Annotated in this window: 19 protein-coding genes; 5 read left to right on the top strand and 14 right to left on the bottom strand. The window is 64.3% G+C overall.

Going from position 1 to position 15,963, the window contains the following annotated elements:
• Positions 1-15: 15 nt before the first annotated feature.
• From ACFTSF_RS39375 to ACFTSF_RS39325, 11 genes are all read right to left on the bottom strand, one after another.
• Positions 16-1,182: a tyrosine-type recombinase/integrase gene (locus ACFTSF_RS39375; protein ID WP_380160453.1), complete on the bottom strand. Its 1,167-nt coding sequence runs from the start codon at positions 1,180-1,182 to the stop codon at positions 16-18.
• Positions 1,182-1,466, bottom strand: coding sequence for an excisionase family DNA-binding protein (locus ACFTSF_RS39370; protein ID WP_380160451.1), 285 nt, complete (start codon positions 1,464-1,466; stop codon positions 1,182-1,184). Before ACFTSF_RS39370 ends, ACFTSF_RS39375 begins: the two co-directional genes overlap by 1 nt.
• Positions 1,463-2,773, bottom strand: coding sequence for a DUF3631 domain-containing protein (locus tag ACFTSF_RS39365; protein ID WP_380160450.1), 1,311 nt, complete (start codon positions 2,771-2,773; stop codon positions 1,463-1,465). Before ACFTSF_RS39365 ends, ACFTSF_RS39370 begins: the two co-directional genes overlap by 4 nt.
• Entirely contained in the window at positions 2,770-3,642 is an 873-nt protein-coding gene (locus tag ACFTSF_RS39360; RefSeq protein ID WP_380160448.1) for a bifunctional DNA primase/polymerase, read from the bottom strand. Before ACFTSF_RS39360 ends, ACFTSF_RS39365 begins: the two co-directional genes overlap by 4 nt.
• Positions 3,639-3,896: a hypothetical protein gene (locus ACFTSF_RS39355; RefSeq protein WP_380160446.1), complete on the bottom strand. Its 258-nt coding sequence runs from the start codon at positions 3,894-3,896 to the stop codon at positions 3,639-3,641. The genes ACFTSF_RS39360 and ACFTSF_RS39355 overlap by 4 nt, the downstream gene beginning before the upstream one ends.
• On the bottom strand, positions 3,896-4,252 hold the full coding sequence (locus ACFTSF_RS39350) for a hypothetical protein (RefSeq protein WP_380160444.1): 357 nt from the start codon (positions 4,250-4,252) through the stop codon (positions 3,896-3,898). Before ACFTSF_RS39350 ends, ACFTSF_RS39355 begins: the two co-directional genes overlap by 1 nt.
• Before the next feature lie 196 nt (positions 4,253-4,448).
• A complete protein-coding gene (locus tag ACFTSF_RS39345) occupies positions 4,449-6,656 on the bottom strand; it encodes a cell division protein FtsK (protein WP_380160442.1) in 2,208 nt (735 codons plus the stop codon).
• A complete protein-coding gene (locus ACFTSF_RS39340) occupies positions 6,653-7,507 on the bottom strand; it encodes an ABC transporter permease (RefSeq protein WP_380160441.1) in 855 nt (284 codons plus the stop codon). The genes ACFTSF_RS39345 and ACFTSF_RS39340 overlap by 4 nt, the downstream gene beginning before the upstream one ends.
• On the bottom strand, positions 7,504-7,737 hold the full coding sequence (locus tag ACFTSF_RS39335) for a hypothetical protein (protein ID WP_380160439.1): 234 nt from the start codon (positions 7,735-7,737) through the stop codon (positions 7,504-7,506). Before ACFTSF_RS39335 ends, ACFTSF_RS39340 begins: the two co-directional genes overlap by 4 nt.
• An 11-nt stretch (positions 7,738-7,748) precedes the next feature.
• Positions 7,749-8,276 (bottom strand): Pycsar system effector family protein, encoded by a 528-nt coding sequence (locus tag ACFTSF_RS39330; RefSeq protein WP_380160437.1) that lies wholly within the window; start codon positions 8,274-8,276, stop codon positions 7,749-7,751.
• Positions 8,273-8,521 (bottom strand): DUF6284 family protein, encoded by a 249-nt coding sequence (locus tag ACFTSF_RS39325; protein WP_380160435.1) that lies wholly within the window; start codon positions 8,519-8,521, stop codon positions 8,273-8,275. Before ACFTSF_RS39325 ends, ACFTSF_RS39330 begins: the two co-directional genes overlap by 4 nt.
• Before the next feature lie 155 nt (positions 8,522-8,676).
• Between ACFTSF_RS39325 and ACFTSF_RS39320 the strand changes: the two genes are divergently transcribed.
• The 5 genes from ACFTSF_RS39320 to ACFTSF_RS39300 all read left to right on the top strand — a co-directional run bounded on the left by ACFTSF_RS39320 (position 8,677) and on the right by ACFTSF_RS39300 (position 12,399).
• Positions 8,677-9,063, top strand: coding sequence for a GntR family transcriptional regulator (locus ACFTSF_RS39320; RefSeq protein WP_380160433.1), 387 nt, complete (start codon positions 8,677-8,679; stop codon positions 9,061-9,063).
• A gap of 664 nt (positions 9,064-9,727) precedes the next feature.
• Positions 9,728-10,024, top strand: coding sequence for a helix-turn-helix domain-containing protein (locus ACFTSF_RS39315; protein ID WP_380160431.1), 297 nt, complete (start codon positions 9,728-9,730; stop codon positions 10,022-10,024).
• 50 nt (positions 10,025-10,074) lie between these two features.
• A complete protein-coding gene (locus ACFTSF_RS39310; RefSeq protein ID WP_380160430.1) occupies positions 10,075-11,436 on the top strand; it encodes a hypothetical protein in 1,362 nt (453 codons plus the stop codon).
• Positions 11,433-12,014, top strand: a complete 582-nt coding sequence (locus ACFTSF_RS39305; RefSeq protein WP_380160429.1) for an NUDIX domain-containing protein — start codon at positions 11,433-11,435, stop codon at positions 12,012-12,014. Before ACFTSF_RS39310 ends, ACFTSF_RS39305 begins: the two co-directional genes overlap by 4 nt.
• Entirely contained in the window at positions 12,007-12,399 is a 393-nt protein-coding gene (locus ACFTSF_RS39300) for a MazG nucleotide pyrophosphohydrolase domain-containing protein (protein ID WP_380160427.1), read from the top strand. The genes ACFTSF_RS39305 and ACFTSF_RS39300 overlap by 8 nt, the downstream gene beginning before the upstream one ends.
• A gap of 45 nt (positions 12,400-12,444) precedes the next feature.
• Here the strand turns inward: ACFTSF_RS39300 and ACFTSF_RS39295 are convergent, their stop codons facing one another.
• The 3 genes from ACFTSF_RS39295 to ACFTSF_RS39285 form a co-directional block, all read right to left on the bottom strand.
• Positions 12,445-14,265: an AAA family ATPase gene (locus ACFTSF_RS39295; RefSeq protein WP_380160426.1), complete on the bottom strand. Its 1,821-nt coding sequence runs from the start codon at positions 14,263-14,265 to the stop codon at positions 12,445-12,447.
• An 83-nt stretch (positions 14,266-14,348) separates the two neighbouring features.
• Complete coding sequence (locus tag ACFTSF_RS39290) at positions 14,349-15,176, bottom strand: hypothetical protein (protein ID WP_380160424.1); 828 nt, start codon at positions 15,174-15,176, stop codon at positions 14,349-14,351.
• Between the two features lie 129 nt (positions 15,177-15,305).
• Positions 15,306-15,941: a hypothetical protein gene (locus ACFTSF_RS39285; RefSeq protein WP_380160422.1), complete on the bottom strand. Its 636-nt coding sequence runs from the start codon at positions 15,939-15,941 to the stop codon at positions 15,306-15,308.
• Between the last annotated feature and the right edge of the window lie 22 nt (positions 15,942-15,963).

Genomic DNA, 15,963 nt, shown 5'->3' with positions numbered 1-15,963 from the left:
GCGTGTCCGTGCCCGTTACGTGCCCGTCAGAGCCGGAACCGCGCCGCCGTCATCCTCGTCGCGGCCCTCTACCGCCGCGCCGTTTAGATCGGCGATCAAATGTTCTGACATCCGCTCGGCAAGCTCTCGCTGCCGACTGTCGCGAGTGTGGATGTACCGGACGGCAGCTCTCGTGCTGGCGTGTCCCATCCGCTGCATGAGGTCGGCAAGAGTCGCGCCGGATTCAGCAGCCCAGTTGTTGCCGGTGTGTCGCAGGTCATGGAAGTGCAGGTTGAGCGGAAGTTCTGCTTTTCGGATTGCCTTCCGCCAGGAGCGCTGGAAGTTCGAACGTCGAAGGAGCGCACCCTTGGCCCCGGTGAAGACGTACGCATCCGCATCGGGCTTCACGTACAACTCGAAATGCACGTGCAGATCACCGGCGACCAAGTCGGGCAGGTAGATCTCACGCATGCCGGCATCGGACTTCGGCGGCCCGATCCGTAGGGCACCGGTCGGCAATTCCAACGCGGCCTGGCGGACCTTCACCACTCCCCTGCTCAGACTGACATCCCGCCTTTGCAAGCCTGCGAGTTCACCGAAGCGCATACTCCCCATGGCTGCCAGCAGAACGAGCGCGCGGAACCGGGGTTCGATCGCCCGCGTGAGCCTGTACACCTCTGGCAGGGTCAGCGTAGGCCGCTCAGGACTCTTTTCGGACGAGGCGCCTTTGATGTAGCACGGGTTGAACTCGAGCATTCTGTCCTCCACAGCGGTTCCCAGGATCGAGCGCAGCAGTCGGTAGGCCTTCGCGGTGGTTACAGGCCCAAGGCCTCCATCCAGGAGCGACTTCCGCCACGCCCGGAGCTCGGGCGGGGTTAGTTCGTTAAGCGGTCGTTTGCCTATGTGCGGCTTGATGTGATTACGGAGTAGGCCGTTGTACAGAACCAGCGTCTTCGGGCGCAGGCCCGGGCGTTCGTTGATCCAGCTCTGAGCGAACTCCTCAAGCGGGGTCGCCGCGCGGGCCGGATCGAACCACCGCTTGCTGAGGATCTCGGCTTCCTTGTTGACCAGCCATCGGTCCGCGTCTGTCTTCGTGGCGAATGTCTCCGGGGCCGGGCGGTCGATTCCATCGGGGGCGGGGTAGCGAGCCTGCCATCGACCGGAGTTAAGTTTGCGGACCCGGCCGAAACGTCGCTTCGTCATCAGGCAGCCTTCCTCTCGAAGCCGACACGCATCGGCTGCACGGTGTTCGCGTCGATCAGTTCGCGGATCGCGGATTCGGGGATGCGCACCAACCGGCCGATACGGACGAACCGGATTCGGCGCTCCGCGATCAGGCGGCGGGGAAACCGGACACCGCTGGTGTTGAAGGTGCCGAGCATGATGGCTGCCTCCTCAACATCCAGAAGTCGGTCAGAGTCAGTCGTTGACGTCGGCAACGTCGTTCTCCTCGGGGTCGTGACGCGTTTCGTCGGGGTCGTACTCATGCGGTCTCGCGGGCGGAGTCGGCGACATCGAAGAGGGCCGGAACAGCTCTGGGTCCCCAAGCCGTCCCAGCCGTCCCAGCCGTTGCATCGCAGGTCACGCCGGGGACGGCTTGGTGCGTTGGGACGGCTTGAGCCGTCCCACTGGGGGAAGCCGTCCCCGTGCTGACCTGGGCGGGGACGCCTGGGACGGCTGGGACGCCTTCCCCATCGGCGGCCGTTCTCGGTTCGGGGCAGTAGCGATTCCACGCATCGATGAAGTCGCTGCGGGTGTACCCCTTCGCCTGCCCGGTGGTGAACCGGATGTTCGCGCTGCGGATCTCGAAGTCACGCAGCAGGTTGCCCATTTTCATCGGGGTCAGCCCGCTAGCTCCGTGAGTGGCCCACGGGGCTTCCGGGTCGGCCTTGAGCCGTTCCAGCAGTACGGCGGTCGGCAGCGCGTCAGCATCCTGGAACGCGATCCGGCAGTCCGTCAGGAGCCGGGTGTGCAGCGAGGTCTCGTCGCCCGCGTCACGGTCGCTGGTCAGCGCTACAGCGGCTTTGCGGGCGGCACGCGGCCAGTTGCCGCCTGCCAGATCGGCAACGGCAATGAGCGGCTCCCAGGTGTCGGCGGCGCGGTCCTCTAACGGCATGTCCGGTGCAGCGGCCGTGAGCACGTCCAGGTGCGCACTGAGCCACTGGTTGAGCCGACCACGCAGCTCCCCCAGTTGCGGACCATCGCGGCGAACCCGGTAGGGCTCGACCTTCTCACCGGGCGCACGTCGACGCATGCGGATGATCGCGGCCCGGTCCTCGATCGTGTCGGGCATTACGCCGATGCCCGCGAGCGCCGCCATGGCGAACGTCTGGATGTCCTCAACGTCGTCCTTGCTCGCGTTGTAGCGCAGCGTCGGCCGATTGCGTTGGTGCCCGGCGTTCAGCAGCCCGCGCAGGTCCTCGTTGTCGCCAGCCTTCGCGCCAAAGATCGTGTCGGCCTCATCGATCAACAGCGTGGGCGGATCGGACGGCCGCTTGCCGATGGACCGGTAGACGGCCGAAGGGCTGGCATTGGTGGTCATCAGCGGCCGGTGACACATCCCCTCGACCATGTCCAACAGCCGTGACTTCCCACAGCGCTTCTCAGGGGCGCGGATCACCAGCCGGGGTGCGCAGTTCCAAGCCGGGATGGCGTGCGATGCAGCGATCCACAGAACAACCGCCGTCAGCGCCGAAGTGCTGGGCAGGATCACGTACCGCACGATGGTCGCGGCTACGTCGTCCAGCAGTTCGGCACCGTCGATCTGCTCAGGCGTGGTGTCGGTGGTGGTCATGCGGCGATCCCTTCGTCACGGAAGCCGCCGGTGATGGCGGCTGCGATGTCGCGGGCGGATTGGTCGACCTCGTGGCCCACAGCGGTCAGCACGGCCACGGCGTCGGCCTGGTCGATGGCTCCGGCCAGCACCATCCGCGCGACACCCCGAGCAACGCCGTAGAGCGTCGTTCGGCGTCTGCCCTCGGGCGCGTTGCGCACGGCGTTGAGGTTCGACGTGAGGAGTCGTTGCGGGTTGGAGATGCCCCCGCCGCTGCGGGTTGGGGCGTCGGCTCGCACGGCGGGAGATTTGGCCGGCGCGGGCGGCTGGCATGCGTCGACCAGTGGCGGGGGCATCTCTACGGGTTCGCTCCGGTCGGCGGCCCACTGATAGGAACGGTGCGTGCGGTGGTGGATGGATGGCGGGAGTACGACGTATCCGCCATCGGCTTTGATGTCGATCCCGGGCCGGTTCGGCATTGGCCGCGATGGGATGTCGTGGCCGGGGTGGCGGTAGTACAAGTGCTGTCCCATGGATCCGGTGAGGACCCAGAGCGTGCGCGGAACGAGCTGGCAGCGCACGAGCTCGGCGAGGCTGTCGGCTCCCCCGTGCGCGGGGTCAACGTCGACCACCACGAGCCCAGACAACGCACCGGTGCGTACGGCGAGCTGACCGCCCGGTACGGCGTCCACGATGGCCGCGACGCGGTCCGGGTCGGTGCTGGCGGCATAGAACCCGTGGCAGGTCAGGTGCCCGCAGGTCGCCGGGTCGTGCGCGTCTCTCGGGCAGTCGTCGCAGTTGGCAACCGGCCGCTTGGACCGACCCAGCATGAACACCGGCCACCCCCGTCCGGCCGCGTCCAATGCGGCGGCCATCGTCGGCGTGGTCATTCGCCACTCCAGGTGTCGCCCTTGCCGACCTTGCGCCACTTGGCCCGCGAGGTGCAGAACGCGTGCGTCTCACCGGCGCTGTCGCGGATCTTGATCCACCAGCACGGCTCGTAATGGGGCTTGCCGTTCACGATGGTCTGGCGGGTGCGCTGGTCCTTGTCCACGACCGTTCCGGTCGGCCCGCACCCAGTGGCCACAGCCATGACGAGTGCTGCGAGTGCCGTGGCGGTAGTCCGGTTCATCGGGATAGTCATCACTTGCCGCCTTTACTGGTCGAGTTCTGCCCGGCACCGCGTACGGCGCGCATGTGGTTGATGAGGTGGCGTCCGAGCCGGACGCGCAGGCCGGAGCCGTCGCACTTGCCGCAGTGGCGGAAGGCGTTGCCGAACGGGGACTTGAACTTGCCGACGCCCTTGCAGCGGCGGCACTTGCCGAACGGCCAGACCAGGCAGGTGAGCAGGTAGAAGCCGACAGCGATGGTCACGATGAGTAGGACCGTCGCGACCTGTCCGGCGGTGTGGGCGGCGGCGGTGAGGGTAGCGACGGCGTGGATCTGGTCGCTACCGTGGGTAGCGGGGTCAGGGATAGCGGTAGCGGCGCGGGACAGCATGGGAAGCCTCCAACGGGCTGTTTTTGGACGTGAGGAGCCATGGCCGCTACCCGCTACGCGGGAAAGAACGGCCTGGTCAGGTCCGGGTTGCGGGGTAGCGGGGCGGGTAGCGTTGCCGCTACCGGTAGCGTCATGACCGCTACCTGGACCGCCCCGCACCCTTCATGGATTTGGTTACTCTGTGTTGCTCCGCGGCTTAGGTGCCGGAGCCGTCCCGGCGGGACATCGCGGCGCGGATGTCGTCGGCGCTGACGCCCTTGCGGACCACGCCGTCCCGCTTCACGTTCACGCTCGGGACACCGAGCGCACGGGCCTGCGCAGAGATGGCATCGGGCGTGGTGCCGTCGTACTGCTCCGGCATCTGGCTCGCGAGCCGCCCGGCCAGGGTGTCCCAGTGCGCCCGGCCGTCCGGCCCCATGACCGCCAGCAGATCGGCCAGCACGTCCCGGCTGGCGCGCTCCATCTCTTCGCCTGCTGCTTCGCCGGTCAGGATGCCGAGCTGTTCGCGGTACTTGCGGCAGGCGGTCAGGATCTTGTCCGCGTCGGTCGCGTCGGCCAGGAACGTGCGCACCGTGGGCGTGTGGTCGCTGGCCCCGTACAGGTAGCCAACACCTCGGTACTCGTCGCCAACCGGCAGCGAGGCGGCGTCGAATCCTTCGGCGTAGGCGTCGCCGCCCAAGATCGCCTCGGACACGATCCGGTTGCCGCACTTGAGCGCTGCCCGCAGGGAGTGGTTGTCGCGGTAGCGGTTGAACAACCGAGCCACGTCGCCCGCGCCAACACCTGACGGCTTCTGCGAGCTGGATTCGATGATGATCCCGGCCGACGGACCGACCGCCTGAATGCGGGACAGCTTCGCCGCGATCTCCTTGTTGACCGCCTGGTCCTCGGTCTCGAAGTAGACCTGAAACTCCTCCATCACCAGCACCATCACGCGCAGGTCCGGGTAGCGCGGGTCGCGAGCAAGTTCCTTGGTGAGCTTGCCGTCCGGGCACATCGCGACCGGCAGGCTGGTCAGGATCGAGTTCACCTTGTCGATGTGCGCGAGCACCTCGTCCAGCACCGCGTTCAAGCGCTCGATCGGGTTGTTGTCGTTCGGGTTCGGGTGCGTGCCGAACACGGTGCGGTGGGCAACCTTCTTGAACGCCAGCCAGTCCGGGCTGTTCTTGCCGTCGGCAATGATCAGCTTCACGTACGGGTCCGATGCCGCGTGCAGAGCCACCAGCCGGGCCAGGAACGTCTTGCCCTTGCGAGGCTGCGCACCGATCAGCAGCGAGTTCCACATCAGCGACAGCGTGACCAGCGCGTCTCGCTCGTCCTTGCCCAGCTTCACCGGCTCCCAGATCGAGCGCGGCTTGCAGTCCAGCAGATCCGTGCGCCCGACCGGCACCGCGAGCGGGTCCCGGTCGGCGACGAACAGCGTGTGCCGCCGGGAACTGGTCTTGTCCGGGGTCAGGAACACCTGATTCACGTGCACATCCAGGCCGGAGGCGATCTTCTCCCGAGCGCCCGCCACGTCGGACCAGCCTTTGCCGTACGGGAGATCGACCACGACCTGAGACCCGGTATTGCGCGCGTCCCGCGACATCGGGGAACCGAAGCGCACCTCCTGGTCGGCCTTGTCGAACTTGCCCAGACCGGCCGCGTAGTAGGCCCGCAGAACGATGTCCGAGTTCAGCTTGCGGAACCTCGGCGCGACCACGGCAGTGCCGACCAGGGTCTGACCGGCCGGGCGGCCATAGTGCGCCAACCCCGCCACCGCAGCGACCGCACCTGCCACGAGACCGGCCGCAGGGGCGGCGTTCCACAGCACCGGCGCTGCAATCAGCAGGCCGAGGTTCTGCAATGCGAGGACACCGCCGCGCCACATGCGAGTGGCCTTCAACTGGCGGTGGATCTTCTCCCACTCCTTCAGCTCCCCCGCATCAGCCGCCTTCTGCTCAAGCGCGACCGAGTTCGGGACCCACCACCACCGCATCTGCTTGCCCACGATCCGGGTCAGGCCACGGCTGGCGAACCAACCGAACTTCGTTGCATACCAAGGCGATCGGACCGCGTGAAACGCCGTCACGTGCCCCGCACGAGCCAGGGTGCGGGTGGTCGTGGCGCGCAGGTTCTGCGGCCGCAGATGGGTCGGGATGATCGGCAACCGGACGCCATCGGCGACCGGGACCGGCAGTCCGGGAGTGTCTACCGGCACCATGACCTTGCCGGTCGCGGGGTCGTCGTCGGCGTCATCGATAGCGATCTCATAGGCGGTGTCCATCGACTCCACCTCGCCCGGCGACAGCGGAACCAGCGCGCCGGCGCGTTCGTCCTGCGTGCGCGAGTCGTCGTCGCGGCGGGCGCGGTGCGCGTCCAGGTCGATCGGGTCGGGCAGCTCGTGGCCCATCGGCTCAGTCATCGGTTGCTCCCGTTGTCGCGGGTGTGGATCAGGTGGGCCAGCGCAGCGCCCATGCCGAGCACGGCAACGGGCAGGCAGGCAACGGCGGTGGTGATCGGCCACGGGGCCGACGTGACGCCCTGGGCGTCCAGCAGGTGGTAGGCGACCTGCCCGAGCGCACCCAGCGCCAGCGCGGACAGCGCGGTGCGCTTGGCAAACCTCCGGGCACGAGCCGGGACGCGGCCGGACAGCCACACCCGCAGCGCAAACGCTGCATAGGTCTCGACACCGATCGGCAGCGTGATCGCCGAGTTGATCGTGAAGCCGTCCGCGATCCCGGGCAGCGGATGTACGACTCCGAACCCGGTCAGCTCGCCGAGTCCGACCCAGCCGGACCAGACCGCGACGAACGCGGGCAGAGCCAGCAAGAGCACCGGCCACGACCGGATCGGACGCGCGTCAGTCTCGGTCTCGGAGTCGGTCTCCGTGGTCGTCTCGTCGGCCGGGGAGATGCCCCCGCGCTGCAACAACCGCGGAGCCCACTTCCGCCAACCCGACCGAACCGGCGAGACCGGGTCTGTGTGCGGCGTGACCTGCACGGATGCGCCCGGCTGTGGCGCGGTGGGACTCGCTGAGACCGGGACAGTCGCCCCGGTCATGGGTTGGTTCGGGACCGCATGCAGGTGCGATCCCGGCGACGCCGAAGCCGCGAGCGCATCGAGTAGCAGCCTCGCCTTGTCGGCACCGATCCGGAACTCCTTCATGATCCGGTTCCGAGACGGCGTCGAGCCCAGGTCAGCCGCGAGCTTCTGAGCGGCCGGGAGTAGGTCGGTCACCGGGACCGGGTACGACGTGCGAAGCGGGGTACTCATCGGTGCGTCTCCTTCCGGGTCAGAACGTCGTGGGCGTCAGCCAGGAAGCCGACCAAGATGCAGAAGTCGCCATAGGCGGTCGCGGCCTCAGCCGAGATCTCACCGGCGCGGGGCATCTCGTCGGCTAGCAGGAACTGCGACAGGTGCTCGAAGCGCTCGCGCAGCCCGGTCGTGACGTCGGCGGCGCTGTCCATGCCGAGCTCGGCGGCCCACCGCTGCGGCAGGGTCATCGGGTGGCGGTTCACAGAGCACCGCCGGTCATCAGCAGCGTGAGACCGGTGATGGTGGCCCCGGCGATAGTGGCGAGCATGGAAGCTTGCAACAGGCGGTGCTTGCGCCAGCTCAACCGGCTCAAGATCACCGACTGCGCGCAGACCTCCCGAACCGTGTCCTCCGCCGCCAGCCGGTCGGCCAGCTCATCCGGGGTGTAGTGCCGAACGGTGCCGAAGTACAGGACACTGCCCGCGCCGTGCTTGGTGTGGCGAGCCCGCAGGATCGGCAGGACAACCGCGACCGCGCACAGCAGTGCAGCGACCATCAACACCAAGCCGAGTGACACCAGGATCCGCCCGGCGGTGCCGAGGTGGTCGAGCTGGACCAGGGCGACGACGCCGGCCAGAACGGCGGTGTTCAGTGTGGCGACGAAACCGGCCTTGGCGTCGGCCTTGCCGATCGATCCGGCCACCAGGTCGTGAACCTTCTGCGCCCTCGTCAGGTCGCCGTCCTCAACCGGCTGCGTGGCCTGGTTGGCGTGGTCGAAGCTGGTCATGCGACGACCTCCGTCCAGACCTCACGGAAGCCCAAAGCGCCAGCGATCACCTGCACCCGGTGCTCTGCCCGGCGGATCCGGCGGCGGTCCAGGGCCGAGACGTTGTTCCCCGCATTGATGAATGCGATCTCGGCATCCAGCAAATGCTGTTCGGCCGCGATCAACGGCCATTCCAGCTCGATTGCCGCCAGATCAGCGGCGGACGGCTCATCGTCCCGAAGGTTCGGAAGGTGGATGATGCTCATTGGGTTGTGCTCCTCTAGGCAATGGATTGGTGCGGCCCAGACGCCTCGGCGGTTGCACCCGCCGGGGCGTCACTTCGATTGCCCTAGCGTGCCCTAGGGTTTTGTCGCCTGTCAATACACTGCCGTGCCCTAGTGATTCCCTGTACCGTGGGCAGGTGGCAATCGATCGAGGTGGCGCGCAGCCGTTGCACGCGCAGGTGGCAGAGGACATCCGCCGGCGGATTCGCGAGGGTGAGTTCACCTCGGGGATGAAACTGCCGCCACTGCGGGCCTTGACGGCCGCGTATGACGTGGCGGAGATGACCGTCCATGCGGCGATCCGGGAGTTGCAAAGGGAAGGTCTCGTGGTGTCCTCGCGCGGCCGGGGCACCTTCGTGAGCGAGGAGCCAGCCGAACCCGAGGCGACAGACGGCCCGGAGGGGAAGACGATCGAAGGCCAACTTACCGATTTGCGCAGAACGGTCGAGGATCTCGCCGCGCGACTTGAATCTCTGGAAGCTCATGCCAGTAAGTCAACGGCGGATCCGACGTCCAGACCATGAACAACCGACTGCAACTCGCCTTGCTCGTCTGCAACTTGCCTGCACATACCGCGCCCCGACATGCCGGGCGGCGCGCCACAGTTGGCCTCCAACGGGGCGCAGATCATGGCGATTGCGGGACCACCGCCGACCCACCCGCAAGGGAGGACATCAGTCACAGGTCGGCGCGGGGCCCCGCCGATCACGAGGACTACTCGTCGTCAACCCACTCCGAGCCGCCGACAGAGCGATGGAAGCCCTTGTGATGGTCGACGAGAGCACAGGCCTCACCAGTAGCCGAATGGACTCCGTCGCAGTCGAGCGGCGCGAGTTGGCGCATGCCCATGCCATCCCGCGCCCCCACTATCGATGCCCGCAGCACCGGCCAACCACGACTGGTGCGCTCAACAGGGCGTCGGTCGGCCGGGGCTTCCAGCACTCGCCGGATGGCGCGAATCGTCTCCTCGGCTGGCCGCCGGTCATCGAGAATGCGACACACCTGGACGAGCACGATCGCCGGTGACCTGGAAGCCGTCTCATCGTGGCCCTCAGCACTACCGTGACCCTCGGGCCAGCACGAGTCACTTTGTGTCGAATTTTTGGACATGAAGTCAGAATATCTAACTTGAGGTATTCACGTCAGACCGTTGGGTAACTTGAGTTACGTCACGTCGTGTTTTTAGCCATGACGTTGCCTGATGCCAGCGGGCAGGATCGAGACGTGACGCCGGAAGAGCTGGATGCGCTGATTGCGGGCAACGTGCGCGCGGCTCGCGCCCGCACCCGGCAGCGGCAAGAAGACCTAGCCGACGAGATGGGCTGGCCGCGCGCGACGGTCACCAACCTCGAGTCCGGCAAGCGGCGAATTACCTTGGCCGATGCGGTCGCGCTCTGCGCCGCCTTGAAGATCAGTCTCCGTGAGCTGTTGCAGGGTGCGCCCGACGACGTGCTCCAGGCGCTGAGGCTCACTGACTCGCAGTGACAGTCTGCGAGAGGACTGCAGCCGGAACCCGCATGCCACGGGTGGGCTGAATGGACCTTCAGGCCGAGGTATGGACACCGGCCACCGTCCAGGTACTGCAAGACGCCTACCGCTCCGTGTTCCCGGCAATGACAGACGAGGACTTCGCGCAGGACGTCCTGAGGATCGCAACACGCACGCTGTACAACTGGCGGAGCCGTCCACAAACCAAGCTCAGGAAGGACGTCCAGCGGGAGCTGAGCCGCGCGCTCTCAAAGGCACCGCCAGCGGTGGTTGCGCGGTACCGGGAGATGCGCCCGCTCCCCACCCACGCCCTTGCCGGCGTTTCCGACCTGTCCGTCACGACGTATCCATCTGCGCTCGATGCGGCCATCACGACCCTGGTAGGTCTTGCAGAGTCATCAGCTGAGCACGCTGTCTACCGGCCGGAAGATCTTCTCGCGACGGTGCTCGACTGGCTCACCTCAGCGGTCGGGCAGGCCGTTGCCACCGCCGACGGACGTCGGGTTACGCGTGGCAACGTTGAGCAGGTCCGGACGATGATCTCCGCCATCGACACCATCGAGCGCCGGGCGGGCGGGGCCGACTGTCGAGCGACCGCACGCCGATACCTCCACGAGGTCGCGTTGCCAATGCTCCAACGCGAGATCGAGACCAACGCCCGCTCGGAGCTGTTCTCCGCCGTGGCCGAGCTTTGCGAGATCGTCGGATGGATGTACTACGACGCCGGGCAGCATGGATTGGGACAGGCATACTTCACGCAAGCCCTCCGACTAACCCGCGAAGTCGGCGACCATGCCCTGTCGGCGTACCTGCTCACAAGCATCACTCACCAGGCACTACACGTGGGGCAGTCGAGCGCCGCTCTGCGGGTTGCCAAGGCCGCCAGGAATGTCGCGGAGACAGCTGGCAGCCCACAAGTACTCGTCGAAGCTGACTTGCTCGTCGCCCGCTCGCACTCGGCTCTCGGCGCTGTTGGCGACGCCACAGCCGCGCTGCACCAGGCGGAGCAGTCATACGAACGAATCCAGGCCGCCGAACCGCGCGCATGGGAACCGCAGTGGGATGAAATCATGTTCGCCAGCCACGCAGGGACTTGCTGGAACGACCTGGGCAACACGAAGGAAGCGAGGCGGCATCTCACCATAGTTTGGGAAGGATCGGGAGACCGACCCAGACGCCGAATTTATAGCGCTGCCGAGCTCGGGATAGCGGCCACCCGAGAAGGCGAACTGGAGCTCGCTTGTCACTACGGCGCGGAGATAGTTGCGCTGACCGACAACGTTGATTCCAACCGCGCCCGTCGCCACCTCGAACGTCTGGCCGAAAAACTCAAGCCACACAAGAACACGCAGGTTGTTCGAGACTTCCTTGATCAAAGCGGGCTCAACCCAGAAGGTGCAGGCAAATGACCCACCCCCAGCGCCAAGCCGACGTAGCAGCCGATGGCGAGCCGGAGAAAGAGTTCAACGCCGGAATCGCGGCTCGACTGCCGAAGAAGACAACAGCGGCGGGTGCCCTCGTCCGCAACAGCGAGGGTCTGATCCTCTTCCTTGAGGCGGTCTACAAGCCAACCCTTGAGATCCCTGGCGGGGTAACCGAGTTCGACGAATCGCCACTAGACGCCGTTCGCCGTGAAGCCCGCGAGGAAATCGGGATCGACATCGAGATCGGCCCGCCCCTAGTCGTGGACTGGATCCCGGCATCCGGCCCGTGGTTCGACGGCATCATGTTCATCTTCGACGGCGGCGTACTGACCGACGAACAGATCGCCCAGATCACACTGGACGACACCGAAGCGCGACGTTTCCAGTTCATGACCCTCGACCAGGCGAGCGACCGCATGCGCCCCTCAATGGTCCGGCGGATCGCCCGTGCCCAGGAAGCGCTTGCACAAGGCTCCCCGCTCTACACCGAGTACGGCCGCCACCCCGAACCGAAGCCTGTCGAGACCGCGCCGGCTAATCGGCAGACCTTCGCCGGTGAGTGAGTCACCCTGGCGGAAAGTCCGCGAGTTCCACGAGGTCTTCGGCCTGTCACACCCCGACCGGCCAACTCCCCTGGAACCCGAACTCGCCGAAGCCCGCCAGCGCATCCTGGACGAAGAAGTCCGTGAAGTCGCTGAGGCAGCCCAGGGCGGCAACCTAGTCGAGATCGCCCACGAGTTGGCCGATGTCGTCTACGCCGCCTACGGAACGGCCATCAGCTACGGCATCGACCTGGATGCCGTCATCACCGAGATCCACCGGGCCAACATGACCAAGCTCGATCGCAACGGGCGACCTATCGAGCGCAACGGCAAGGTCCAGAAGAGCGACTTGTACAAGCCACCTGATGTGGCAAGCGTGCTGGAACGAAGCCCGAGGCCTTCCTAGAGATCGTCTGGTATCGATATCGAAAACTCAGGACGATCGACGACGCTATTCGCTCATCTGAGCGAGCGGATGCATCCCATTGACCTTCCGAATATATGCGGTCACCTCATTGAGGCGGGCATGAAGGTCACCTCGGTCTGGAATGTCCACCTGCTCACTAACCGCCACTTGAGCAATCCGAACCTTGTCTGGCTGCTTCACGCCTTCACTGAATGGATTCGCATCCATGCCTCCGTCATAGCCCGCCACCTTGGTCCTTGTATGAACTTTCTCGTAGGCGGCCGAGAACTGCTCCGACGTGAGATAATTCTCAATCATCACACCGAAAGTAACCCACGCCAGACCATTCCCGTGAGTTGCGATCTCGTTGACTATCCGTTCTTTGTAACCAGCCAAAGGTTGACTTTCAGAAGTCAAGTCTGAGTCCATGACGAAGACGGCATTTCGATTGATACGAACGATATTCAAGAATCGATCCATAGACTCTTCGGTAATTTGACCTTGCTCTCCATCAACCGCACTCAAATGCTCCGCAAGACGCCCTCCATACATGATAAAGCTATAGTGCACGCCTTCAAACAGGGATGGATCGGCGAGAGCGAGCCATCGCTTAAGGTAGATCCGGTCGGAAGGTCCCTCCACCCAGATGATTGCATTCGCCTGAACTAGATCACTTGCACGAAATCCGAGCGACGTTGCGAGCATCGCTCTGGCATTCGGTGAGCTAACCAATTCCATCGTCGTACCGGAAGTTTGCGACCAATCGACTTTGAACACGTTCGCAACATCCGTGTCGAGTAGCGCCGCGGAGTGGGTAGTCATGACGTACTTATTGTTCGTCATATTCATAAGTTGCCCAACAAACTGGCGCTGCAGCGTCGGATGCATGAATAGCTCAGGCTCTTCTATCAGCACCAAAGCGTCCTGATACGCAGTACACACGGTGGCCAGCAGTACCAATTGCTCGATGCCAGCGCCGAGATGGCTCAGAGGAAGGACTCGGTCCTCCAGCGCGACATGGACCGTGTCGGCGTCGTACGGGACCAGCAACTCAGCACTCGCTCTCCCCAGTGCCAGCTTAAGAAACTCGTTGATGATGAAGAGTCGATCTTTGGCCTTTCGGAACTCCTGGGCCTTGGGCGCCAACAGACTAAGCAACATGCCAGGCAGACCCTCCCCATTATTCCCAGGGAGGCTGATGTCTTTGTGCTGAGAGGCCAGAATCCTCCGGACCGGCGGAATGTGGACTACCTGGGTCGGCCCTCCCGCGGCTTGAGTTAGCAAGCGATGGAAGACTGCCTTCCAAGTGTGATCTCCGGTATATTCGACGGACGTCACAATGTTCAACGCCGAATCTGCCAAATGCTTGTCGGGCTCCGTGACGGTATTAGCGAACTCCTCAAATATGTGGTCGCCGACGCCAGGCACACCCCAAATCCAGCGAGCAGTCGATTCTTCAACATTCTGCCCAGGACGCATCAACCCGGGTTGGCGAAGAAACTTGTCAAGAACTTCGCGCGCCTCATGCGTCAGCGTACGTTCGACGCCCGAAATCGCTTCCAGGAAAGAGACACTAAGGCCGTCCACGGCGCCGAAGTCGATCTCGTACCCGACCTTGAACCCGTTCAAGGAAGGAAGCTGAGGTTCATCCAGACCGGCGGGCTTATCCAGAGGAATGCTCCGGGCCTGTCCAGGAGCATTGAGTGGCGGAAAATAGGCGTAGACCGCATCCAGGATGCTCGACTTGCCAGCGTTATTTACACCCCCAAGGACGTTCATCTGGGCGAGCGGTCCGATATAAGCAGGCTCTCGGATATCTCGATAACGACAGATACCTATACCAGTGATGGACGGACTGTTGACCATCTCGCCTCCAGATCACCTGAGTTACGCCGTGAATCCACAAAGCTAGCCAAGAGCACGGATCCTGATGGCAATTTTCTCAACGCCTATTTCCGACTAGGTTCGGTGTGCCGACGCACGAGCATTTCACAGGCATTGAGGAGAAGGAAATACGTGGTCTTCGCTGCATTGACAAATGACTCGTCGTTGATGACGAGTTGCGCGTCTACCCCGCCGGGAATCTCGACCTCAACCTTGCGGTCAGTTCCGCTCAGCAATGCCCAACCGAATCCGTGCTCGAATCCCGACAGTTGACGCCAGGTTGCGACCAGAAACGGGCTCAGTTGCTTCTGCTCCCGCACGAAGCTCAGCTTGGGCAATTCTCCTGCCACGTCGATCCGCTGTCTCAGTTGATCGAATGTGCGGCCAAGTGCTGCCGCCTCGGTGCGATAAGTCTTGAGTGATCCGCTTTCCCACTTCTTCTCGCTGGCCGCAAGGAGATCCTTTGCTTGCTGGAGCACTTTGAATTCTGCCCGATACTTGCGTTGCTCATGAGCATCGACAATCTCGCATCGGAGTCCTCGCGCTCGACGCTCACGGCCGTCCTCAGGGTCGAGCAGCCAGGCTGCGAGGAATGAGCTCTCGAAGGTCGGCCGAAGCAAGCTCCACGGCGCCCACATGGTGGCGCCGTGATGCTCAAGTAGGCCCAGGAGCGCCTCATGGTTGTCTCTCGCGACGTTGAGGTACCGCGTTACGCCCATGTACGTCCGGTGGCCGGCTGGCTGGGCTTCGTCAAACGCGCGTGCAGAAAGTATGCGATTTGATGCCAGCGAGGGCAGAGCCTCCAGTTTTCGGAATTCTTGCGCAATGAGCCGCCAGTAGACCGGCAGATTGCCGAGGTCCATGGTCTCGCCAGTTGGGATTGATGAGCGCACCTTCGAAGGCTCCTTAGCCCGGGATGTCACCCCCGGATTTTACAGATCGACCCCATTTCACGCACGGCCGCATCGCTTGGCTTCGGCGATTTGGCAGCACGCGATTGAACTGGCGGCAATGCGCACGCCCTACTGACTCCTTGCTGTTTGCTGAACCTCAAGATTGGCGAGCACGATCGCGGCCCGGGAAAGTTCTCGGGCGGTTTCCTCATATGCAAGAGCCTCGCCGGGCGTGGGCTTGTACCTCCCGTGCGCGACCAGATTGCGAAGGCGGCGCAACTCTTCGACACTGTTGGTCATATCGTGATTGACCGTCCCAGCTACTTCAAGACGTCGAGTCATTTGAACCGCGTCCTGCCAAATCCTGTCACCGACTGATGACAACTGCCTGTGAGCAGCGACGGTCCCGAAGAGATCCTTGAGGGATCCAGCTAGAAGTTCCCAGCTCGCAAGAATCACATGCGACGGGTTGCTTTCCGCGTCTTTTCGAAGAGCTATGAACGGGTCAGATTCGGTGATTTCTGGAGTCGGCGACTTGCCTTCCACGGCAGCCGCGTCGGCTTGCGCTTCGACACGCTCCGCAACCTCGGCGACGCCCTCTTCAACTCGGGCCAACTCGCGTCCGAACCGAACCTTCTGGCCCAAGCCCTCCCACGAGCTGAGCTGGCCAATGAGGCCAGCGATCGAGGACCGAAATATCCACACCAGCACCACGACCACGAGAGGCCAAACGAGATGCCCCACCAATGACGATACGAACTCCATCCACCCCATGCTCCCGAATGAT

Source organism: Kribbella sp. NPDC056951, from assembly GCF_042674205.1.
Classification (GTDB): domain Bacteria; phylum Actinomycetota; class Actinomycetes; order Propionibacteriales; family Kribbellaceae; genus Kribbella; species Kribbella yunnanensis.
The sequence above is the reverse complement of the archived record's forward strand: the minus strand, read 5'-3'. Positions and strand labels throughout refer to the sequence as shown.